Raw genomic sequence first — 24,100 nt, forward strand, 5'->3', positions numbered from 1 at the left:
ATAAACCATCATTCTTGATATGCGCGGACAAAAACTATCTAAGATCCATTTTCTTATTCTGTTATCTCTTTTAGGATTTATATCTCCTCTTCAATCACAGGAATATAAGTTCAGAACATTGGGTGTGGAGGATGGATTGTCGCAAATAACGGTGAGCGATATTTGCCAGGATGAGAAGTCGCGTATATGGATTGCCACACTGGATGGTCTGAATTGTTTCGATGGCAATCATATCAAAGTCTTTAATCATTTTCATAACGATTCCATCAGTTATGGTAATCTATATGTCACCCAGATGGTGGAGGACGGCCAGGGGAGTCTTTTTCTCTTGACCTCTACGGGACTTTTCCAGTTCGACCTTGAAACGGAGAAATATTATATTCTTCCGGTGCCTTCTCCTTCCACTCTTGCCAAAGGAAAGTTGGGAGTGTGGATTGCAGAAGGGGGAAAACTCTTCTTATATGATAAGAATACCCGTTCCGTGAAACCCATGTATGCGGAGGTACATTTGCCGGACACCGGGCCGACAATGGTAGAAGGTTCGGAAGGAAATCTTTGGGTTGCTTTGAAAGATGGCGGGGTGATGCGTGTGGATACTTGTGGATCGATGTCGCTTTATTTGCCCGGAATCAAGGTGATGAAACTGATAAAAAGTAACGATCAGAATATTTGGGTTGGTTCGCAGGATCATGGTGTTTTCTGTTTTTCACCTCAAGGTGCAGTCATACATCATTATGATTATAACAACAAGAGTGTTTACACGGTCCGGGATGATATGGCAAGAGCGCTATGTCAGGATTTGGAAGGGAATATATGGGTAGGTTACAGAAGCGGATTGAGTAAGATTGAGGTGGCTACCGGGAAAATATTTCATTATCAGGCGGATCCTAACCGGGTGGGGGCTATGTCCAATCGTTCGGTGACTTCTCTTTATACGGACAAACAAGGAACTGTCTGGGTGGGGACCTATTGGGGCGGCGTGAACTTCTTCTCACCGGAATATCAACATTTTGTACATTATCATGCTTCGGATACCGGATTGTCTTTTCCGGTGGTGGGTGCTATGGCAGAAGATAAATCCGGAAATATATGGATTTGCACAGAAGGTGGAGGACTGGATTTATATCAACCGGAACAAGGAACATTCAAACATTTTAATGCGCATACCGGATATCATTTTAGTACGGATTATCTGAAAGATGTCGTTTTTGATGAGGCTAATAACTGCTTGTGGATTGCTGCTGACTTTACAAACAAGGTCAACTGTTTTCATCTTGATAACTATCGGAATGATATATATGACCTCGAACCGCTCGGAGAGGAAAGTGTGGGAGAAGCTCTGTTTGCCTTGGCCGACACTCCTCGTAAATTGTATGTAGGTACAACATCTGCAGTTGTTAGTCTGGATAAACAGGCCTTAAAAACTGAAGTGTTGTTTCATCAAAAGGAGTTGTTTACACATAATTATAACACTTTGTTGCTTGATTCGAAAAACCGGCTATGGTTTGCTTCCGATGATGGTTGTGTAGCTTATGTGATTGATGAAGGGCGGTTTGAAACGTATAGGATAAGTCTGAAGAAGCAGGTCAGATCTCAAAAAGAGCTGGTCAATGTCATCTATGAAGATCGAAAGGGAAACATTTGGGTCGGAACACATGGCAACGGGCTTTTCTTGTTGGATAAGAAAGAGCGATTGTTTCGTTTACATACTCCTGAAAGCGTATTGTCGGGAGAAAATATCAGAGTGTTGGGCGAAACTCCTTCCGGGAATTTATTGATTGGTACCGGACATGGATTGTCTGTGTTAGAACAGAAAGACGGGAAAGTGATAAACTTCAATTCTAAAACAGGATTTCCGCTGACTCTTGTCAATAGGAAATCCATGCATGTATCCCGCAATCATGATATTTATATGGGAGGAGCTACCGGACTGGTTGCCATTCGTGAAAGTAGTTTGTCCTATCCTCCGAAAATATATGATTTGGAGTTGGCTCATTTGTATGTCAATAATAAAGAGATTACCACAGGCGATCAAACCGGCATCCTAAATAAGTCCTTTGCCTATACCGACCGGATTAAATTGAATTATTTGCAGAATGTGTTTTCTATCGGTTTCTCGACAGATAACTTTCTGCATATTGGCGGTGGTGAGGTAGAATACCGGTTGATAGGTTCTAATGACGAATGGAGTGAGAATCGTTTGGGGAATGATATTACCTATACAAATATATCTCCGGGCGATTATGTTTTTGAGATCAGATTGAAGAACTTTCCGGAAGTAATCAGATCTCTTCATATAACGATCACACCACCTTTTTATGCCACCTGGTGGGCTTATACAATTTATGCGTGTGTGATTCTGACGATTCTATTCTTTGTAGTGAGAGAATATAGAATTCGGCTGTTCTTGAAAACCTCGTTGGACTTTGAACTTCGTGAGAAACAATATATTGAAGAAATGAACCAATCCAAACTGCGTTTCTTCACTAATATCTCACATGAAATCAGAACCCCTATTACCCTTATCCTGGGGCAGGTTGATCTGTTGTTGAATTCCGGTAAGTTGTCTACGTATGCTTATTCGAAATTACTGAATATACATAAAAATGCCGGTAACCTGAAATCATTGATAACGGAGTTGCTTGATTTCCGGAAACAGGAGCAGGGACTTTTGAAACTGAAAGTTTCTCAATTTGATTTATATTCTTTACTCAAAGAGCATTATGTATTGTTCAAAGAATTGGCAGCTAACAGGAATATTTCGTTTGTTTTGCATGCTGACTGTGAGCAATGCCTCGTGTGGGGAGATCGTATGCAATTGCAGAAAGTGGTTAATAACCTGCTGTCGAATGCTTTTAAATATACTTCAGACGGTGGAAGTATCAGTATGGAATTGGCTGATGGAGCGGATGAATGTATGTTTTCCGTTTCAGACAATGGGGCAGGAATATCCGAGGAAGATTACGTGAAGATATTCGAGCGGTTCTATCAGGCCGAGAATATCGGACAGTATGGAGGAACGGGTATCGGGCTGGCTTTAAGTCAGGGGATTGTGAAAGCTCATCAGGGAGATATAACTGTAGAAAGCCAGTTGGGGAAAGGTTCATGCTTTAAGGTCACTCTGAAGAAAGGAGATGCTCACTTTGATTCTTCTGTTTCCCGGATTGAACCGGAGCAGGATAAGGAATATATTTATTATTCGGAAGATAAAGAACTATTGGTTAAGGAGGTACAGTCGGCTCAAAGTGAGAGTGGGACTACTGACTGCAAGCTGTTGGTTATTGATGATAATGAAGAAATCAGAAATATCCTTGTAGATATCTTTTCTCCATTGTACACGGTTGAAACTGCAAGTGATGGTGAGGAAGGGTATGAGAAAGTAAAGATGATGCAACCTGATCTGGTTATTTCGGATATTATGATGCCCGGAATGCCTGGAACGGAATTGTGTGCCAAAATTAAGAACAATATTGAAACTTGTCATATACCTGTCGTTCTTCTGACTGCCCTTAGTGCGCCCGAACGTGAGTTGGAAGGATTGAGAATTGGAGCGGATATTTATGTGGTGAAGCCATTTAATATGCGGCGGCTGGTGATGCAATGCAATAATCTGATTAATACCCGCAGACTTTTACAGAATAAATATGCCCATCAGCTGGATAGCAAAGCGGAGAAGATTGCAACGAATGAACTCGATCAGAGGTTTATCGAACAAGCGACGCAGGTAGTGGAAGATAATATGGAAAATCCCGAATTCAGTGTAGATGTCTTCTCACGTGAGATGGGGGTGGGACGTACTGTCTTATTCCAGAAGATAAAAGGTATCACGGGAAGTACGCCAAATAATTTTATCATGAATCTGCGTCTGAAAAAAGCGGCATATTTTCTGCAGAATTCTCCGGAAATGAATATATCGGATATTGCTTACCGGTTAGGATTTGGAAATCCTCAATACTTCAATAAATGCTTTAAAGAACTTTTTGATATTGCTCCTACGCAATACCGAAAAGCTCATAATACCTCCTCCGAACCCTCTGTGAAGTGATTAAAATAAGTCATCTGAATTTTTAGACTAGATAAAACGAACAATTCGATAGGGTGCAATATATTCAAATGTGATACTTTTGTGGCGTTGGATAATGCCAGCTTGTACTTGAGTTTTCTTTGGTTAGGTGTGTCCGCACACACTTTCATTTGGTAGACCGGGTGCTGTGTAATCTTTATTCTAATATAATAATTATTGTGTAGTATTATGAAAGACAAATATCCATATAATAAATAAAAGATAACATCTTATTGGAGAGAATCAATATATTTTCCCCAATTAATTAAGTAGTGAGTAAAACCTTGATAATTAACCAATTTAATTTTATTCTAGTTATGAAAAATTTGCAGAGTAGGACAAAAGTGCGGTTGCTTCAGTCGTTCCTTTTGATTTCCTTGAGTCTCTTTTTCCTTGTCAATCCGGCTTATGCTCAAGGCGGGTTTGCAGTGAAGGGAGTTATTGTGGATAAAACAGGATTTCCTTTGCCTGGCGCCAATGTGATGGAGAAGGGAACATCTAATGGAACAATTACAGATTTAGATGGTAATTTCTCATTGAATGTTTCGAAGAAGGGAGTTACTTTGACTGTATCATTCATGGGATATACCCCTAAAGATGTGGTAGTGAAAGATAAAACAATGAATATTACGCTTGAAGAGAACTCTAAGCTATTGGACGAAGTAGTGGTAGTGGGTTACGGTACGATGAAAAAGCGTGATGTAACAGGAGCTATTACTTCCATCTCAAGCGAGGCCATTGAGCAAAAAATGGCTACTAATGTTTTTGAAGCATTGCAGGGTACTACTGCCGGTGTACAGGTGGTATCCGGTTCCGGACAGCCCGGTGAATCTTCTTCTATCAAAATACGTGGTACTTCCACGTTCTCTGCCGAAGGGGTTACTCCTCTTTATATCGTAGACGGTGTGCCTTTGGAAAGTATCGACGGTATCAATACGAATGATATCACTTCTATGGAGATTTTGAAAGATGCCGCTTCTGCAGCTATCTACGGTTCACGTTCGGCGAACGGTGTGATTATTATCACTACCAAAAGTGGGCAGGAAGGTAAAGCCCGTATTGATATCAAGTATAATCACTCGTGGGGTACATTGTCTCACAAGGTTCCACAGGCAAACCGTAAAGAACGTTTGTTGTACGACCAGTATCGTAAAGAGTATTTTGAAACATACGGCGGAGGTAATCCGGATGAAAGTAGTGATATACTGAATGATCCGTTGAACTCTTTCTTTAATGTGGATAACGATTATCTGGACATGATTACAAGCACTGCACAAAAAGATCAGGTGGATATCAGTGTAGGGGGTGGTACAAAGAAATTGAAATATTTCATCAATACCGGTTATTATAATGAGAAAGGTATTATTTCCAATACAGGTTTCCAGAGACTAAATACTCGTATCAACTCCGATTATTCACCGACAGACTGGATGAATATGGGTAGCCGTATTTCTTTGACTTATTCTAAAAAGAAAGGTCTGAATGAAGGTACTTTATTGAGCGCAGTGTTGACTCGTCGTCCTTATTTCAATACTTATTATCCGGATGGCTCTTTGGTCGGAGTGTTTAACGGTCAGAAGAACCCTATTGCGCAGGTCAATTATACCACCGACTTTACTGATTCTTATAAGGCTAACTTCTTCCAGTTCTTTGAAATCAAATTCAACAAGTATTTGAAGTTTAGAGCCAATATTAATGCCAACTTCTATCTGGATAAACGCAAAAAACTCGAACCGAGTCTTATCACCGACGAATGGCAGAAACAGAATAAAGGTTATTCTTATAATTACCTGAACTGGAACTGGATGAATGAAGACATCCTTACTTATGCACGCAAAATAAAAGATCATAATTTTACGGCCATGGTAGGTGTTAGTGCACAGCAGTGGCGTTATGAAAACGAAACATTTGTGGGGATAAACTCGTCTACAGATTTTATCTATACAATGAATGCTTTTGCCGCAAACCTGGATTTGTCATCTACAGGCTCCACATTAAGCAATCACTCTATGGCTTCCATTTTTGCCCGTGTGACTTATGATTATAAAGGAAGATATTTGCTCAATGCCATTATGCGTCGTGACGGTTCTTCTCGTTTTGCCAAAGAGAACAAATGGGGTAATTTCCCTTCCGTATCTGTGGGATGGCGCTTCTCGGATGAGAAATTCATGAAATTCTCGAAAAAGTTTCTCGAAGATGGTAAGATCCGTGCAAGTTTCGGTATCACGGGTAACGAAGCAATCGGCAACTACGACTATATCTACTCTTATTCTCCGAATTCTATTTATGACGGAGTGGGTGGCGTTATTCCGACTCGTATCGGTAAAGACAATCTGAAATGGGAGGAAACTAAACAATTCAACCTTGGTTTGGACTTGAATTTTTGGAATAGCCGTTTGACAATCACTGCCGATTATTACGATAAATATACAGACGGTTTGCTGGCAAACTACCAATTGCCTAAAGAATCCGGTTTTGCATATATGAAAACCAATGTCGGTGAAATGAGTAACCGAGGCTTTGAAATTGCTGTTACCGGTGATATTATCCGCACGAAGGACTGGAAGTGGAATGCTTCTTTCAATATCTCCAGAAACGTCAACCGTATTGAGAAGCTGTCTGAAGGTAAGGCATATATGGAAGGTGATATCTGGTGGATGCAGGAAGGTGGCCGTGTGGGTGACTTCTACGGATTTAAAAGCGCCGGTGTCTTTGCATACGACGAATCGAATGCTTTTACTGATAAATGGGAACAACTGACTCCGGTGTTTGAGAATGGTGTATTCCAGTACAAATATTTGTTGGATGGAAAGGAATATGCAGGTAATATCCGTCAGAAAACGTTGCCGAACGGCAAACCGTTCCGTGGGGGAGATTACAACTGGGAGGAACCGGAAGGAACCCGTGACGGTGTGATTGATGATAATGACCGTATGGTGATCGGTAATGCCATGCCTGATGTAACCGGTGGTTTGAATACAACGGTGACTTGGAAGAATTTGAGTTTATACTTAGGATTCTATTATTCATTGGGAGGACAGATTTATAATGCAGCCGAACATAATCGTAATATGTTCAAATACACCGGAACTACTCCTTCACCGGAAGTCATCCATAATATGTGGTTGCATCCGGGTGACCAGGCAATCTATCCGCGTCCGTATAATGATGATTACAACAATGCCCGTATGGGTAACTCGTTCTATCTGGAAGATGCTTCATTTATTCGTTTGCAGAACATACGTGTAGCATACGATCTTCCTGAAAACTGGATAAAGAAGCTGATGTTGAAGAATATAAATATCTACGCTTTTGTAAACAACGCCTTGACATGGACCAACTATTCGGGATTCGATCCTGAATTCTCTACCAACAATCCTCTGCAGGTAGGTAAAGACTCTTACCGTTATCCGAGAAAGAGAGAATATGGTATTGGTTTTTCTGCAAACTTTTAATTGAAGATATCGTATGAAGAATATAAAATATTTTGTTGGAGCTGTATGCCTGGCTCTATCATTGAATAGCTGTTCAGACTTTCTGAATGAGGAACCGGTAAGTGAAATTCCGGCAGGTGACATGTGGCAGACTGCCCGTGACGCTAAGGCAGGTATAAATGAAATCTATGGATTGTTACGTTCCACTTTACGGGAGAACTATTTCTATTGGGGTGAGTTCCGTTCTGATAATGTAGCTCCCGGAGCACCGGTAATGGCCGATCAGGCACGTGTTATCAACAACCTGATGTCTACGGATGAGAAATGTGCAAAGTGGACGACTCTGTATCAGATGATTAACCAGGCAAATCTGGCTATTAAATATGTTCCTAATATCAGTATGCCTGATGTGGCAGACCGTAACGATTACCTCGGACAAGCGTATGCGTTGCGTGCTTTGGCCTACTTCTATGCTATCCGTGTTTGGGGAGACGTACCTTTGTTTATAGAACCCACTGAAAAGTATTCGGAAGCGATCTATAAAGAGCGTACGGATAAAAACTACATTTTGGAGCATGTCATTCTTCCGGACCTGAAGAAAGCGGAAGGACTGATAAACCGTAACAAGAATTATGAGCGTAAACGTATCTCTATCTGTGGTGTTTGGGCTATCATGGCTGATGCTTATATGTGGAGTAAAGAATATAATCTGGCCGATCAAACCATTGATAAAATGGCTGACATTAAATCGTCCAAAGGTCGTTTGGTGGACTTTGAACCTTCTATTCAGACTTGGCATACAATGTTCACAGAAGAACTGAATAACAAACCGTCTGATGATACTCCTGAAAATGATGAGTACTCAACAAAAGAGTTTATCTTCCTGATTCATTTTAATATGGATGAAGTGGGAACCAATGGATATAGTTATATGTATCAATGGTTCTCCGGTTCCGGTAACCGTGCTGCCGTTCTGTCGGATAAATTGATGAGTGTCTTCAATGAGCCGGATATGCAGGGTGATTTGCGCAAAGCCTATACGGTGAAGGATTATCAGAATGGAAATGAATTACGTAAATATATGGCCGGTGATATTAGTAACTCATTAAACAAAACCTGTGAGGTTGCTTATCCTATTTATCGCTACACGGATATGTTGTTATTGCAGGCTGAAGCTCGTGCCCGTCTCGGAAAATGGGAAGAAGCTTTGGATTTAGTGAAAAAAGTGCGTGATCGTGCCGGGCTGGTTACTCCTACTGCACTTAGCTTTGCATCGGAAGATGAAGTCGTTAATTATATACTGCGTGAACGCCAGGTAGAGTTAGTAGGTGAGGGCCGTCGTTGGTTTGACCTGCTACGTACAGGGAAATGGAAAGAAGTGATGGAGTCTATTAACGGCATGAGCCAGGATGGAAATGAACTGTTCCCGATTCATTATTCTCACATATTGGAGAATCCGAAGATAACTCAGAATCCATATTATGGTAACAATTAAAAAGATTGAAACGATGAAAAAGACAATATATAGAACGATTTTCTTTTGCTTGAGCGTTATTGCGCTAGCTGGGTGTGACTTGGAATTGCAAAAGAATTATGATTATGAAGCATCGGTCGACGATCCTCATGTAAATGTAACTGCTTGGGAGTATTTTCAGGACCATCAGGATATCTTCTCTGAATTTACTACTGCTATAGAGTATACAGGCTTGAAAGACTATTATACGCAGACTGAAAATAAATACACTTATCTGGCTCTGAATAATACGGCCATGCAATCATACCGTGAAAATGTTTTCCCGGGGATAGCCTCTATTACAGACTGTGATAAAGAAACGGTGAAAAATATGCTTTTATACCATATTGTAGATGGGGAATATAGTTCTTACGGTCAACTGCAGGTGGAAGCCATGTTTGTATTGACAATGCTTCCCGGAGAAAAGGGGTTGATGACGATGTCTGTTTGGAAGAACCCATGGCAGGCTGCCGTAGGAAAGATCTTAGTGAATGAAACGGGTAGCAATGGTAAATCGCCTCAACGCAATGCCAAGACTAGTAATATTTTACCGACGAATGGTGTTATTCACATCTTCGAGAAATATTGTTATTATCAGAAATAATCAGTATTACATTAAAATGAGTTTATTATGATTCGTAAATTATATACCATCTTATTAATCGGGCTTTGTTTGAACTTAGTGGCTTGCGGCGACGACAATGAAAACATAGAACCAAATGCATCTGCTCCTGTTATCAAATTCCCGATGGAACAATTGGATGTCGATCTGAATAAAGTCGACAATCTGCCTGTAGTAGCTGTAATCAAGTCACAGGCGGGATTACAGAGTGTAACGATGAAAATCCAGACTGTAGAGGGGACTGTTGAGTATAAAACTGTTACGGATTTTTTCAATCCGAACTCCTACAGTTTGTCTGAGAACTTAGAATACAATGCAAATTATCAAGCATTTATTATTGAAGCGACTGATAAGCTGGATCATATTATCACAGGAACACTTCCCATATCGGTAACTGATGTCGTAGAACGTCCGGTTATCACTTTTGATCCGGAAGAGATCATCTATGATGAAATGGATGAGAATCCTACTATTCCCCGTACTACATTTAAAATAACTTCGGAGGCTGGTCTGAAAACTGTTGAAATGTATTTGGTTTCAGCTAGCGGACAGGAGTCGAAAGGAATAATCAATTTGAGTGGGGAGAAAGAATATACGTTTGATGAAATGATAGATTATAAAGAAGGTGACAGAGGTTTTAAAGTAAAAGCGGAAGATACCTACGGCTACATTACGATTTCAACATTGCCTGTAACTTATAAGACTATCCCCGGACCTTCATTAACTTTAACAGAGTCCACCATTTTTGCAGGTACTGATGCTAAGAAAGGAGTACCTGTGCAGATTGAGTCAGTACGTGGAGTACACGAAGTGGTGATTTATCGTATTGAAAATGGATCGGAAGTTGAAGCCTTGCGTGAAACGAAGAATGGGGAACATACTTTAAATTATGCTCCGGAAATAGATTTTACGGAAGCTACTTCAAAACTTAAGGTAGTTGTTTCTGACGGAAGAGAGGGCAAAGAAGCGATTGGTTACATGAAAGCGTATGTAAATATGGATGTTGCCACATTGAATGTCGGCAGCCAGCCTCTTGCTAATAATGCACATGTGAAATATCCGGATGCATTTGGAATGGTATCTTTGAATGATTTGAAAACATATTCTGTTGATTACGCAATCGCTAATGAAGTTAATGCGAAGAATGTAGACTTTAAGTTCTATTGTTTTGGAGCTTCTGGTAGTCCTCGCTTATACTCTATGGATAATACAGGAAAGGATGGTGAGTTTTCCGGATCTACTGGTAAACTATCGGCTATTAAAGTGAAAAACTTAACACGTTTCGCGATATTATCCAACTTCGACTATGAGAATGCAACTGTAGCTTCTATTTCTTCGGAAATACTTTCAAGTAGTATTGCTCAAAGTCTACTGGATCCTATTGCAGTCGGAAATGTTATAGCTTTCCGTACAGGAGGATCTTCTGCTGCAGGTGGAGGAAGAATCGGAGTTATGAAAGTTATTAATATAACAGAACCTAAAGAACTGGTTTCTAATAATGCGACCGCTCGCGTAATGACTGTTGAAATCAAATTTTCCAAGAAGAAGTAACCACTTTCCTATTGGCTAAATGTATGGATAGAAAGAGAACTGGTGGATTGTAGAGGGATAAGAAGTTAGTTGTTGTGTACGAGATAGTTTTCTCGTACACGATAGCTATCCATCAACAGATTTCTTCCATGCTTTGAAGCATCTGTTTGTAAAATCCCACTTGCTTCTTGAATAAATAGATGTATTAACTGAAAGTAATATGGAAAGACATATATACCGGTATTTCCGTTTTTTTTATTTATCCGGTCTGATATTGTTGTTCGCAACAAGTTGTTCTGCCGATGCGGGAGAACCTTCAGAACCGGAAACTCCCACTACTCCCACAGATGAATATACTTATCTGAATGTAGAGTATAGAAAGTGGCAGAATGGAACTTTTCAGTTGTGGACTACCGCAGACTCCCGTGAAACCCGTATCATTGATAATATGAACCGGTATGCTCCTTCGGGAGATTATACCCGGACTGCATGGGGAGGACGGAACGGATTACAACCCTCTTCTGTAACAGGAAAAGAGGGGTTTTTCCGGGTTGCCCATTGTGGAGGACGAGCTTACCTGCTCGATCCTGATAATGGAGCTGTTATTTTACACGGGGTTCAGCATGTTCGTCCGGGGGAATCTACAGCTCATCAAAAGGCTTTCAGTACAAAGTATGGAAGTGAGGTCCGATGGAGTGAGGAAACTGGTAAATTGTTGGCAGATAATCATATAAACTATATTTCGTATGGCTCAAACCGTATTGAAACATTTCCTGTAGCAATACGTGCCAATCTGCTGACTCCGAAGACACAGAAGATTGCCTATGCAGAAACACTGTATTTGCTTCGCACTTTTATGTGGGATATGACTAAAAATTTAGGATATGCTTTTGATGATGATAAATATAATCGCCTGATTCTTCTTTTCGAACCTACATTTGCTGCATATATTGATAATCTTGTACGGGAAAAATCAGCTTTGTTTGCAGGTGATAAGCATTTTATCGGATATTATCTCGATAATGAATTGCCGTTTGCAAGTTATCAGAATGGCGATCCTTTAAGGGGAATTGATTTGAAGCATTTTTTGTCCCTGCCCGACCGTTATAAAGCAGCCCGGACTTATGCAGAAAAGTTTATGCAAGAAAGAGGGATTGTTTCTCCAGCAGCAATAACAAAAGCAGATCAGGAGGATTTTCGTGGAGTTGTATCTGATTATTATTATCAATTAACGACAACAACTGTCCGTCGCTATGATACGGAACATCTGATCTTAGGTACGCGTCTGCACGATTGGAGTAAATATAATCAGAAGGTGGTAGAAGCGTGTGCCCGTTATTGTGATGTTGTTTCTGTTAATTACTACGGACGTTGGCAACCGGAAACCGACTTTCTTGCCAATCTGAAAGCTTGGTGTGCTGTGAAGCCATTTCTGGTATCAGAGTTTTATACGAAAGCAGAGGATGCCAGTTATAAAGGAGTTGAATATGCAAATACCGAAGGCGGTGGTTGGCTCGTACATGCACAAAAAAACAGAGGAGAATTTCATCAAAACTTCTGTCTCCGTTTACTTGAAACGCGGAATTGTATCGGATGGATACATTTTGAATATAACGACAGTTATGCATCGGATGGTAGTGCCTCGAATAAAGGAATCGTTTCGTTGGAATATGAACCCTATGAGTCTTTCCTTTCGTATGTTCGACAGCTGAATTTGGCTGTTTACCCATTAATTGATTATTATGATACCCGGCAATGAATGGTATAGTTCATTGAGATTTTGATAAAAAAAGAAAATATAAATTGAAATAGTTACGACAATGAAGAAGATAAGTTTATTAGCCCTTTTCTTAGGCTTTAACATAGCTTTGGGGGCTTGCTCCGATGATGACTCAGCACCAGTAGTAAAAAATGAATCGTTCCAACTTCCCGCAAAGGCATATGTCTTGGCAGAGCAAACGAGACGTGCCATTGTGATAAGGGACGCAGAAACCCAACGTAATGTATGGAGTTGGGATCCTTATACCGCTTGTGTTCCTTCAGCACATCAGGATTGGTTTATTAATCCGAGTGAAGTAAAACCGGTATTCAATAAACGCTATATTCTGATGACTGCTTCCGGTGGAGCGGTAGCTTTAATCCGCTTGTCAGACCATAAATTGATGTTTTATGCAAACTGCGGACAGAATCCTCATTCCGCAGAAATTTTACCGGATGGAAATATAGTTACGGCAGAGTCGAAATCCGGTGAAATCAATACCTTTGTGGTGGATACGGTAAAAGTATTGGGAATGAAAGCTAACACACTCAAATTGGGTAATGCCCATAATGTAGTCTGGGATAGGAAAAAAGAATGTATCTATGCCACGGCTACCATTCAGGCAGGTGTGACAGCCTTGTTCCGCATGAAATATAATGGTGACCGGAATAATCCGCAGCTCACCAATCAGACTCGTATTTATACATTCGACAAGGAATCAGGCGGACACGATTTGTTCCCGGTATATGGTGAAGAAGATAAATTATGGCTTACTGCCGCTTCGGCTGTTTATAAGTTTGATATTTCTACAGATACTCCGACTTGTGAAAAGGTTTACAATACAGCTGATATAAAAAGTGTCTGTAACGGACCTGACGGAATCTTGATGCTGAAACCGACTGAAGAGTGGTGGGCCGAAGGACTTGTAAATGAGAAGGGAGAAGAACTCTTCAAGATGGACGGAGCTAAGATTTATAAAGGTCGTTGGATGATAGACAATACTTTCAGTTATCCGGAAAAGCACGATTTCGTATTGGGTGAGGATTGATTAAGTGTCGTCGAAGGGTAATAAAATACATAAGTTGAATAATTAAGTTTGGAACAATGAGGAAACTTCTTCTTTTTTTATTGGTATCTATCGCATTACCGGCCTTGGCGCAGAACGGAAAGAAAGTGTATGCTGACTTCCACGGTGTGCGTTATACCCGGCAACATGACGGAAAGTTAGGGCGTTGGGAGATGTATGCCAATACGGAGAAATCAAGTACGGGAAGGAAATCCCTATGTTATAATGCCGATCTGATAGACAGTGAAGGACGACATGAGATAGCGGCAGTGGCTTATCCCCAAGTCGGAATGCAGTCCAATCTCGATCCTGATTATATCGAATATCAGATATTGTCGGCAAAAGCTGCCAAGATAGACGGATTCTTTATCGAATGGGGATTCAAACCTCACGAAAATGACATCTTGCTGCGTGAAATGCAGAAAGTGGCAGCGAAGTATGACTTTGAAATCGGTGTAAACTGGTGCGACGGTTGGTTGTATTATGACTGGATTACGAAGATTTATCCGGAAGTTAACACCCGTGAGGCAAAGACCGAATATATGGCTAAATGTTACCAATATTTAGTAGATAGTGTCTTTACCGGTCCGACTGCTCCTATGGTGAAGGGGATGCCTGTTTTTTATCATTTCGGTCCCGGAGCAAAAGTCGATGAATACAAGAAAGTATTATCACTGGTGAAGTTTCCGCAAGGAATGAAGCAGCCAGTAGCCTTACGCCGTTGGGCGGATTGGGGAAAACTGGAAAACGATAAATACATTCCTGTCACCCGCAGTGATGATATGGATGCCTGGAAAAAAGTGGGAGAAATACCGACCGCATGGCTTCCCGCTCGTGTCCATACAAGAGATCAGGCACATGCTGAATGGGATAATTATGCCACGCAGGATGATGTTATTGAGTTTATGAAACCTTTCCGTGACTCGATTTGGCATAGTAACAATCCTGCTTATACCATTAAGTCAGGATTTGCCATGCCGGGAATGGATAACCGGGGATGTGCAGGCTGGGGACGCGGACACTTCTATTATATCCCTCGCAATAATGGAGAAACTTACCAAAGTATGTGGAAGTTCTGTATGGCGGAGAAAGACAGTCTAGACATGATGTTTATCGCTTCGTGGAGCGACTATACCGAAGGGCATGAAATAGAACCTACCATCGAAAACGGTGACCGTGAACTACGTACCACTTTAAAGTATGCGGCAGAATTCAAAGGCGAACAGGCGGACGAGCGTGGCTTAACCTTACCTTTAATGCTTTTCCGTTTGCGAAAAGAAGCCCGTTTCCTGGAAAAGACGAAGATGGACGTATCTGCTTGTCAACGTTCGCTCGATAAGGCAGCGTTGTTGATTAGCCAGGGACGTTATCCGGTGGCGATAGGTTTGTTGTCACAAATAGAAAATGATGTCAAGACAGCCAAATCCGCTTTGGCGGTTGAGATGATGCGTTTGCGTGAGTCGGACATGAAGATTCAGGGAAAGCGAAAATCAGGTGGTTACAATGCCGAAGAAACGCTTTCTATCTCTTTGCCCAAAGAATTGGTTTCCAAACTGCAAATGAATAACTATGTAGGGTATCTCTATTTTGAATACCTGGACAAAGGAAATGAATCTCTTTTTATACGTTCGTCCACACAGCGCGAACCGAAAGAACCGTTTAAAATTGTATCCCGGATACGTACCGACAATACAGGCGAATGGAAAAGTGCAAAAGTGGAACTGTATAAAGATAATATCGTAAATGGATTCAATATGCCTACTTTCTATTTAAAAGGAAATGTCGTTATCCGTAATTTGTCATTGGGCTATACCATCTACACTGTCAAATAAATGTATTGATGAAGAGTTTGAAAAATTGGTTCTTAGTTTTATCCGTATTATCTTGTTTCGGGTGTTCCTCGCCGGTTCATGAAGACGGCAGGGGATGTGCTTTCGTATCCGATAGTATCCAATACAGGGTTGAGTTTATGTCGGAGGGATGCGTGCGGATTCTGTCTTTTCCCGAAGGTGATACGCTGGTAACAAAAAGATTGGTTGTCGATTCGCAAAAACCGGCATTCAAAGATTATAAATGGAAAGATACAGGGCAGCAACTGATCTTTTCTACCCGTGAGCTTTCCGTTGCTTTTGATAAAGAAGATGCGGCTTTCACTTTTCAGGAAGTATCGACAGGAAAGTTATTACTGAAAGAGAAAGAAGCTAAAAAGGCACGGCACTTCAAACGTTCGGTTACCGGAGGTGAGCAATGCCTCGAAGTAACCCAACGCTTTGTTCCTACTGACGATGAGGCTATTTACGGTCTGGGGCAGTATCAGAACGGAATCATGAACTATCGTGGAAAATCCGTACTACTGTTGCAGGCTAATATGGATATTGTCAATCCGTTCCTTATCTCGACTAACGGATATGGTATCTTGTGGGATAATTATTCTTCAACAAAGTTTGAAGATACGAAAGAAGGATACTCATTTACTTCCGAGGTAGGCGATGCTTCCGACTATTATTTTGTATATGGCAAGAATATGGACGAAGTCGTTGCCGGTTATCGGGAATTGACGGGAGACGTGCCGATGTTCGGGAAGTGGGTATATGGTTTCTGGCAGTCCAAAGAACGCTATAAATCGTTCGATGAGTTGAAAGCCGTTGTAAAGGAGTATCGTAAACGGGGGATTCCGTTGGATAACATTGTGCAGGACTGGGAGTATTGGGGAGATAAACCCCATTGGAACAGTCTGACTTTCCATCCGGCGAACTTCGATCATCCCCGGCAAGTCATTGAAGAACTGCATCAGCAGGATCATGTTCACTTTATGCTTTCCGTATGGCCCGGATTCGGACCGGAAACAGCTGTCTATCAGTCACTCGATTCTATCGGTGCCTTATTTAGCGAACCTACATGGGCAGGTTATAAAGTCTTTGATGCTTACAATCCTGCCGCACGGGATATCTTTTGGCAATATCTCAAGAAAGGACTCTATGATATGGGTGTGGATGCCTGGTGGATGGATGCGACAGAGCCTTCTTTCCGTGACGGATTCACACAGTTGAAGCAGGAAGAGAGGACGAAAGCAGCCGGAAATACTTATCTGGGCAGTTTCCACCGTTATCTGAATACCTATTCTTTGGAAATGCTGAAGGACTTCTATCAACGTCTTCGAGCCGAAAGCGATCAGAAGCGCATATTTATCTTAACCCGTTCCGCCTTTGCTTCACAACAGCATTATGGTACGGCGGTATGGTCGGGGGATGTCTCGGCTTCATGGGAAAATATGCATAAACAACTGGTTGCCGGTTTGAACTTATCCATGTCCGGTATTCCGTATTGGACTTCCGATACAGGAGGATTCTTTGTCACAGAACGTGATGCAAAATATCCCAATGGGTTGAAAAGTAATGATTATAAAGAGTTGTACTCCCGTTGGTTCCAGTTCAGTGCATTTACTCCTGTCTTCCGTGCTCACGGCACGAATGTGCCGCGTGAAGTTTGGCAATTCGGTGAAAAGGGGACACCATCTTATGATAATCAGGTGAAATATATCCAGCTGCGTTACCGTCTGTTGCCTTACATTTACTCGATGTCCCACCAAGTCACAGCCAATAACTATACCCTGTTGAGAGGCTTGGCAATGGATTTCACCACAGATACCCGGACTTTTGATATTGATAACGCCTATATGTTCGGCACCTCTTTATTGGTACGACCGGTATTTCATCCGCAATCGGAAGAAAAGAACATCAGTGTCTATCTGCCGGAACACAATGGCGAATATTGGTACGATTTTTGGACCGGAAAGGCCTTTGAAGGAGGAAGAGAACAAATGCAGGCAAACACCCTTGACATCCTTCCCCTATATGTAAAAGCCGGTTCTATCTTGCCTTTGGCAGAAGTGAAACAATATGCGATGGAATACCCCGACCGTGAATTGGAACTGCGTATTTACGGAGGAGCGAATGCTTCTTTCTTATGGTATGAGGACGAAGGCGACTCCTACCGCTATGAAGATGGTGTATGTTCCAAAGTACTGATGCAATGGAAAGATTCGGAACGGACACTGACGATCGGTCTGCGTGAAGGAAGTTATCCCGGTATGCCGGAACAAGTAAAAATGCGTGTGAAGTTATATCTGCCTGATGGTGCTGCTCTTGAGAGTAAAGAGTGTGTCTACACAGGCAGAGAGATAAAAATAAAGTTTTAATTAGATGCATACATAGATTATGAAGAAGCTATTCTATATCTTTATTCTATTGTTTATTGTGGGATGGGCGCAGGCACAGCAACGCGTGGTATATACCATCAACGACGGGTGGAAATTTACAAAAGGATCTCCATTTGAAGCACAACTGACTGGCTGTGACGACTCTTCATGGGAGACGGTCAATATACCTCATACCTGGAATGATAAAGATGCAGACGATGAAACTCCGGGATTCTATCGGGGGCCGGTCTGGTATCGAAAACAGTTGTTTATAGACAAAAGCCAGGAGGGACGTCAGGCAGTGATCTACTTTGAAGGAGCCAATCAGGAAGTACGATTCTACCTGAACGGTCAGTTCGTTGGAGAGCACAAAGGAGGGTATACCCGCTTCTGTTTTGACATCACTTCCCATTTGCGTTATGGACAGGAAAACCTGTTTGCCATTTATGTAAACAATGTCTATAATCCGAATATTCCCCCCTTATCTGCCGATTTTACTTTCTTTGGCGGTATCTACCGGGACGTCTATTTGCAGTTTATGAATCCGGTGCACATTGCAACGAATGATTATGCTTCGTCGGGAGTTTATATCCGTACCCCCGAAGTGAATAACTCCGCTGCTTCGGTAGAAATCACTACGCTACTGACGAACGATATGCCCCAGGCTACGGAAATCAGGGTGGAGAATATAATCTGTGATGCGGATGGCAAGGAAGTGAAAAAGACGCAGGCAGAAGTAAAACTGGCAGCCGGCGAGACGAAGACGGACATCTCCAAAAAGATAAAAATAGATTCCCCTCGTCTGTGGGATATAGACGATCCTTATCGCTATATGGTATATACCCGTATTCTTGATAAAAGAAAGGGTACTTTGCTGGATGAAGTGGTGAATCCGTTAGGTTTGCGCTGGTTCAAGTTTGATTCGGAAAAAGGTTTTTTCCTGAATGGCAAAGGACGCAAACTGATCGGAACTGCCCGGCATCAGGATTATTTTCAGAAAGGAAATGCTTTGCGTGACGAATTGCACGTACAGGATGTATTGCTATTGAAGGAGATGGGAGGAAACTACCTGCGTGTATCACACTATCCCCAAGATCCTGTTATCATGGAAATGTGTGATAAACTGGGCATTGTGACTTCGGTTGAAATTCCCGTCGTTAATGCTGTTACAGAAACCGAAGAGTTCCTGCATAATTCTGTTGAGATGGCGAAAGAGATGGTACGTCAGGATTTCAACCGTCCTTCCGTAATGATTTGGGGGTATATGAATGAGATTTTCCTGCGTCGTCCCTATACCGAAGGTAAACAGTTGGAAGATTACTACCGTTTCACGGAAAAAGTAGCCCGTGCCTTGGAGGCGACTATCCGTGAGGAAGATCCTTCAAGATATACGATGATGGCTTATCACAATATGCCTCAATACTACGAAGACGCTCATCTCACCGAAATCCCGATGATTCAGGGATGGAACTTGTATCAAGGTTGGTATGAACCGGATATCAATGAGTTCCAGCGTTTGCTTGATCGTGCCCATAAAGTATACAAAGGAAAAGTGCTGATGGTAACGGAATATGGACCGGGAGTGGATCCGAGAGTTCATTCGTACCAGCCGGAACGTTTTGACTTCTCGCAGGAATATGGACTGGTATATCATAAACATTACCTCAATGAAATGATGAAACGTCCGTTTGTAGCCGGTTCCAGTCTGTGGAATCTGAATGATTTTTATTCCGAATCCCGTGTAGATGCTGTTCCTCATGTAAACAATAAAGGCGTTGTCGGATTAAACAGAGAGAAGAAAGATGTTTATTGGTTCTATAAGACAGCCTTGTCACGTCGTCCGATACTTGTCATTGGTAATCGGGAGTGGAAAAGCCGTGGGGGAGTGGTGAATACGGCACAGAAAGAATGTATCCAATCCGTCCCTGTATTCTCTAATGCGGAAGAAGTAGAGCTGTTTGTGAATAACAAGAGTCTGGGAAAGAAAAAGATAGAAGATAATTATGCTTTGTTTGATGTACCGTTTGTCGGTGGAGAGAATCTGCTGGAAGCTGTTGCTGTGACTGGTGGTAACAAGTTGCGTGATATGCTTCGGATTCAGTTCCAGTTGGTAGGCTCGCAGTTGAAAGACGAAGCTGTGCCATTTACGGAATTAAATGTAATGTTAGGTTCTCCGAGATATTTTGAAGACCGTGCGGCAAACGTAGCATGGATTCCCGAACAGGAATATAAGCCCGGTAGTTGGGGATTTATCGGCGGAACATCTTATCGTCGTCAAACAGGATTCGGCACCATGCTTGGTTCGGATATCGATATTCACGGAACGGACATGAATCCAATCTTCCAGACTCAACGCGTTGGAATAAAATCTTTTAAGGCTGATGTACCAAATGGAGAATATTCCGTATATTTGCACTGGGCAGAGTTGGAGTCGGACAAAGAAAGAGAAGCATTGGTTTATAATCTGGGAGCTGACTCGGAACAAACATTTGCCGGAAATCGCAGCTTTGGTATTTCAATCAATGGAACAACCGTTTCAGATGATTTCAACGTAGCCCGTGATTACGGATATGCCCGTGCTGTTATCAAAAAGTTTGTAATAACAGTAAAGGATGGAAAAGGAGTAAGTGTCGACTTTCATAAAAAAGAAGGAGAACCTATTCTGAATGCTATCCGTATTTATAGAAACTATTAATCATAAACACAGTTCGTATGCTTAGGTCTATTTATTTACTGTCTTTTTTCCTCCTGCAATCCCTGTTTGCTTTTGCAGGAAATGTAAAGGAAGATGTTCCATCCACTTTTGATTTGTATGTATGCATCGGTCAATCCAACATGGCGGGGCGTGCAACATTGACTCCGGAGGTCATGGATACGCTGCGAAATGTATATCTATTGAATGATAAGGGGAATTTTGAACCGGCAGTAAATCCTCTCAATCGTTATTCGACAGTCCGTAAAGACCTGTCGATGCAACGCTTGGGACCGGCTTACGGCTTTGCTAAAGAGATGGCCCGACAAACGAAACGTCCTGTCGGACTGGTAGTAAATGCGCGTGGAGGCTCATCCATCAACTCCTGGCTAAAAGGGAGTAAAGACGGATATTATGAAGAAGCTCTTTCCCGGGTTCGGATTGCAATGAAGCAGGGAGGTGTTTTGAAAGCAATCCTTTGGCATCAGGGAGAAGCCGATTGTTCGAATCCGGAAGCGTATAAACAGAAACTGATTTCTTTGGTGAAAGACTTGCGGGAAGATCTGGGCATGCCGAATCTACCGGTTGTTGTAGGACAGATTTCTCAATGGAACTGGACAAAAAGAGAAGCTGGTACAGTCCCCTTTAATCAGATGATTAAAAAAGTTTCTTCATTTATTCCCCATTCTGATTGGGTATCATCGAAAGGATTGGGATGGTATAAAGATGAGAAGGACCCTCATTTTAATACGGAAGCACAACTGTTATTAGGAAAACGTTATGCGAAAAAGGTACTGAAGTTCTATAAACATCAATAGAATACCCTTTTTCGAGGAACATAAAAGCCGGCTGATTCATGAGGGATCAGCCGGCTTTTGTATGGTGAATAACTAAATACTGCCTTGTTGATAGAAAAGGAATCTATATAGTTAATTGCTTTATTATAAGTAAATTAACCTGTTGATATCCTTGTTGATAACTGAAATTAGGTTGTGAATAAAGGGCTCAGTTGTAATTCTTGGGGGATTAAGTTTAGTCAATTCCCTTCATGCATATACCTTTGCTAGCCTAAAAAGGAAGAAGCTCATATCCACTACTCCTCTAAATGATGCCCTAAATGCTTTGATTTTAGCATTAAATGCTTCCGCTGCTGCATTTGTACTCCTGTTCACAAAGAAGTTCAGAATCCTTTCATAATGATTCTCAATAGAGTTTGCTACTGTTGTGAATGTATCGTATCCATATTCTTCAATCTTATTATACCATAGTGCCAGCTTTGCTCTTGCTACATCCTTGTCATAGTTTGTGGAAAAGATCTTTCCCAACTCCAATGAGTAGTAATATACGTGCTTAATATCTTCAAACTGCTTGAAAAGTAATTCTGCCCTGATTTTCTGACTCTTGGTCCATTTATCAGGTGATTTAAATAATAAATATCTGCTTCTGGCCAATAATTGCCTGAGTGTATCTCCGTTTTCGAGTTCTTCTGCTTTATATACTTCCCCCTTCTCTTTTGCCGCTTTCATAGCTTTATTCTCCTCTTTTATCACTTGCCATCTATATGTAATGCGCAACTCTTGTACAGCTTCGTATACAAGTTTTTGTACATGAAACCTATCAATCACCTGCATGGCACGTGGAAAGCACGTTTTGGCAATCTTTTGCATGCTCCCGGCCATATCCAGTGTAATTTCTTTGACCTGATTACGCAGCTCCTGTGGCATCTTTGTAAGTACCGCAATGATATCATCGGTTTTAGTGCCCTGAATTACAGCTATAATAGAACCTTTCCTACCTCGCTTATCTCTATTTATTAAGATGGTATAAAGATCTCCCTTACTTAAAGCCGTTTCGTCAATACATAGGTGATAACCCATATTCTTTGGATAAAGGATATACTCTTGGGCATGTGCTCTCTGATCCCAATTCTGGAAGTCACTCAGGTGGTCTTTATATTGGCTTTGAAGCTGTTTGCCATCCATACAGTAATGCTCAGCTACACTTTGGCAGCTAACGGCGTGATTATCTAAGTAATTCTTTTAAAAAAGCACCGAACTCAGCGGTTATGCGAGTACCGGTGGCTACCAAACTCCAGTCACGACTATATGTCTGCCCAGTGGATGGATCTTCCCAGCGACGACGCTTGATACGTAAATAAACGGCTTTACCACGGATAGGGAAGTCCTGAACTTCAATCTCAGGGAGGAAACCTTTTGAGTGAAGATGGAGATCAGGGCTCAGTTGTAATTCTTGGGGGATTAAGTTTAGTCAATTCCCTTCATGCATATACCTTTGCTAGCCTAAAAAGGAAGAAGCTCATATCCACTACTCCTCTAAATGATGCCCTAAATGCTTTGATTTTAGCATTAAATGCTTCCGCTGCTGCATTTGTACTCCTGTTCACAAAGAAGTTCAGAATCCTTTCATAATGATTCTCAATAGAGTTTGCTACTGTTGTGAATGTATCGTATCCATATTCTTCAATCTTATTATACCATAGTGCCAGCTTTGCTCTTGCTACATCCTTGTCATAGTTTGTGGAAAAGATCTTTCCCAACTCCAATGAGTAGTAATATACGTGCTTAATATCTTCAAACTGCTTGAAAAGTAATTCTGCCCTGATTTTCTGACTCTTGGTCCATTTATCAGGTGATTTAAATAATAAATATCTGCTTCTGGCCAATAATTGCCTGAGTGTATCTCCGTTTTCGAGTTCTTCTGCTTTATATACTTCCCCCTTCTCTTTTGCCGCTTTCATAGCTTTATTCTCCTCTTTTATCACTTGCCATCTATATGTAATGCGCAACTCTTGTACAGCTTCGTATACAAGTTTTTGTACATGAAACCTATCAATCACCTGCATGGCACGTGGAAAGCACGTTTTGGCAATCTTTTGCATGCTCCCGGCCATATCCAGTGTAATTTCTTTGACCTGATTACGCAGCTCCTGTGGCATCTTTGTAAGTACCGCAATGATATCATCGGTTTTAGTGCCCTGAATTACAGCTATAATAGAACCTTTCCTACCTCGCTTATCTCTATTTATTAAGATGGTATAAAGATCTCCCTTACTTAAAGCCGTTTCGTCAATACATAGGTGATAACCCATATTCTTTGGATAAAGGATATACTCTTGGGCATGTGCTCTCTGATCCCAATTCTGGAAGTCACTCAGGTGGTCTTTATATTGGCTTTGAAGCTGTTTGCCATCCATACAGTAATG

13 protein-coding genes and 1 pseudogene are annotated in these 24,100 nt (G+C 41.5%); 11 read left to right on the forward strand and 3 right to left on the reverse strand.

What is annotated here, in order from left to right; translation table 11 throughout:
* Nucleotides 1-19 precede the first annotated feature (19 nt).
* The 11 genes from INE92_RS23125 to INE92_RS23175 all read left to right on the forward strand — a co-directional run bounded on the left by INE92_RS23125 (nucleotide 20) and on the right by INE92_RS23175 (nucleotide 21,695).
* Complete coding sequence (locus tag INE92_RS23125) at nucleotides 20-4,045, forward strand: hybrid sensor histidine kinase/response regulator transcription factor (protein WP_004315662.1); 4,026 nt, start codon at nucleotides 20-22, stop codon at nucleotides 4,043-4,045.
* 335 nt (nucleotides 4,046-4,380) lie between these two features.
* Complete coding sequence (locus INE92_RS23130; RefSeq protein ID WP_008018357.1) at nucleotides 4,381-7,518, forward strand: SusC/RagA family TonB-linked outer membrane protein; 3,138 nt, start codon at nucleotides 4,381-4,383, stop codon at nucleotides 7,516-7,518.
* Nucleotides 7,519-7,531: 13 nt separating this feature from the next.
* Nucleotides 7,532-8,992: a RagB/SusD family nutrient uptake outer membrane protein gene (locus INE92_RS23135; RefSeq protein WP_004313018.1), complete on the forward strand. Its 1,461-nt coding sequence runs from the start codon at nucleotides 7,532-7,534 to the stop codon at nucleotides 8,990-8,992.
* A gap of 13 nt (nucleotides 8,993-9,005) precedes the next feature.
* Complete coding sequence (locus INE92_RS23140) at nucleotides 9,006-9,614, forward strand: fasciclin domain-containing protein (RefSeq protein ID WP_008997336.1); 609 nt, start codon at nucleotides 9,006-9,008, stop codon at nucleotides 9,612-9,614.
* A gap of 27 nt (nucleotides 9,615-9,641) precedes the next feature.
* Nucleotides 9,642-11,183 carry a hypothetical protein gene (locus tag INE92_RS23145; protein WP_195436426.1) on the forward strand — a complete coding sequence of 514 codons (1,542 nt, stop codon included), beginning with the start codon at nucleotides 9,642-9,644 and terminating at the stop codon, nucleotides 11,181-11,183.
* A 199-nt stretch (nucleotides 11,184-11,382) separates the two neighbouring features.
* Complete coding sequence (locus tag INE92_RS23150; RefSeq protein ID WP_008997337.1) at nucleotides 11,383-12,921, forward strand: hypothetical protein; 1,539 nt, start codon at nucleotides 11,383-11,385, stop codon at nucleotides 12,919-12,921.
* Between the two features lie 61 nt (nucleotides 12,922-12,982).
* Nucleotides 12,983-13,969, forward strand: coding sequence for a DUF6528 family protein (locus tag INE92_RS23155; RefSeq protein ID WP_004313022.1), 987 nt, complete (start codon nucleotides 12,983-12,985; stop codon nucleotides 13,967-13,969).
* Between the two features lie 56 nt (nucleotides 13,970-14,025).
* Nucleotides 14,026-15,819: a glycoside hydrolase family 71/99-like protein gene (locus tag INE92_RS23160; RefSeq protein ID WP_004313023.1), complete on the forward strand. Its 1,794-nt coding sequence runs from the start codon at nucleotides 14,026-14,028 to the stop codon at nucleotides 15,817-15,819.
* A gap of 8 nt (nucleotides 15,820-15,827) precedes the next feature.
* The gene (locus INE92_RS23165; protein ID WP_004313024.1) at nucleotides 15,828-18,185 is read left to right on the forward strand and encodes a glycoside hydrolase family 31 protein; all 2,358 of its coding nucleotides are present in this window, start codon (nucleotides 15,828-15,830) and stop codon (nucleotides 18,183-18,185) included.
* A gap of 19 nt (nucleotides 18,186-18,204) precedes the next feature.
* A complete protein-coding gene (locus INE92_RS23170; RefSeq protein ID WP_004313025.1) occupies nucleotides 18,205-20,880 on the forward strand; it encodes a glycoside hydrolase family 2 TIM barrel-domain containing protein in 2,676 nt (891 codons plus the stop codon).
* 17 nt (nucleotides 20,881-20,897) lie between these two features.
* A complete protein-coding gene (locus INE92_RS23175; protein WP_004313026.1) occupies nucleotides 20,898-21,695 on the forward strand; it encodes a sialate O-acetylesterase in 798 nt (265 codons plus the stop codon).
* 228 nt (nucleotides 21,696-21,923) lie between these two features.
* Here the strand turns inward: INE92_RS23175 and INE92_RS23180 are convergent, their stop codons facing one another.
* The 3 genes and pseudogenes from INE92_RS23180 to INE92_RS23185 all read right to left on the reverse strand — a co-directional run bounded on the left by INE92_RS23180 (nucleotide 21,924) and on the right by INE92_RS23185 (nucleotide 24,091).
* Nucleotides 21,924-22,859: an ISAon1 family transposase gene (locus tag INE92_RS23180; RefSeq protein WP_008025715.1), complete on the reverse strand. Its 936-nt coding sequence runs from the start codon at nucleotides 22,857-22,859 to the stop codon at nucleotides 21,924-21,926.
* Nucleotides 22,860-22,899: 40 nt separating this feature from the next.
* Nucleotides 22,900-23,109: pseudogene (locus INE92_RS27205) on the reverse strand (ISAon1 family transposase N-terminal region protein); the annotation flags it as partial.
* 46 nt (nucleotides 23,110-23,155) lie between these two features.
* Nucleotides 23,156-24,091: an ISAon1 family transposase gene (locus tag INE92_RS23185; protein ID WP_008025715.1), complete on the reverse strand. Its 936-nt coding sequence runs from the start codon at nucleotides 24,089-24,091 to the stop codon at nucleotides 23,156-23,158.
* Nucleotides 24,092-24,100 lie beyond the last annotated feature (9 nt).

The organism is Bacteroides xylanisolvens, assembly GCF_018289135.1.
GTDB classification, from domain to species: domain Bacteria; phylum Bacteroidota; class Bacteroidia; order Bacteroidales; family Bacteroidaceae; genus Bacteroides; species Bacteroides xylanisolvens.

Excerpts from the sequence above, each read along its gene's own strand:
- INE92_RS23180 (WP_008025715.1), bottom strand. The coding sequence starts at position 22,859 with ATGGATGGCAAACAGCTTCAAAGCCAATATAAAGACCACCTGAGTGAC.
- INE92_RS23135 (WP_004313018.1), top strand. The coding sequence starts at position 7,532 with ATGAAGAATATAAAATATTTTGTTGGAGCTGTATGCCTGGCTCTATCA.
- INE92_RS23140 (WP_008997336.1), top strand. The coding sequence starts at position 9,006 with ATGAAAAAGACAATATATAGAACGATTTTCTTTTGCTTGAGCGTTATT.
- INE92_RS23185 (WP_008025715.1), bottom strand. The coding sequence starts at position 24,091 with ATGGATGGCAAACAGCTTCAAAGCCAATATAAAGACCACCTGAGTGAC.
- INE92_RS23145 (WP_195436426.1), top strand. The coding sequence starts at position 9,642 with ATGATTCGTAAATTATATACCATCTTATTAATCGGGCTTTGTTTGAAC.
- INE92_RS23175 (WP_004313026.1), top strand. The coding sequence starts at position 20,898 with ATGCTTAGGTCTATTTATTTACTGTCTTTTTTCCTCCTGCAATCCCTG.
- INE92_RS23170 (WP_004313025.1), top strand. The coding sequence starts at position 18,205 with ATGAAGAAGCTATTCTATATCTTTATTCTATTGTTTATTGTGGGATGG.
- INE92_RS23165 (WP_004313024.1), top strand. The coding sequence starts at position 15,828 with ATGAAGAGTTTGAAAAATTGGTTCTTAGTTTTATCCGTATTATCTTGT.
- INE92_RS23130 (WP_008018357.1), top strand. The coding sequence starts at position 4,381 with ATGAAAAATTTGCAGAGTAGGACAAAAGTGCGGTTGCTTCAGTCGTTC.
- INE92_RS23155 (WP_004313022.1), top strand. The coding sequence starts at position 12,983 with ATGAAGAAGATAAGTTTATTAGCCCTTTTCTTAGGCTTTAACATAGCT.
- INE92_RS23150 (WP_008997337.1), top strand. The coding sequence starts at position 11,383 with ATGGAAAGACATATATACCGGTATTTCCGTTTTTTTTATTTATCCGGT.
- INE92_RS23160 (WP_004313023.1), top strand. The coding sequence starts at position 14,026 with ATGAGGAAACTTCTTCTTTTTTTATTGGTATCTATCGCATTACCGGCC.
- INE92_RS23125 (WP_004315662.1), top strand. The coding sequence starts at position 20 with ATGCGCGGACAAAAACTATCTAAGATCCATTTTCTTATTCTGTTATCT.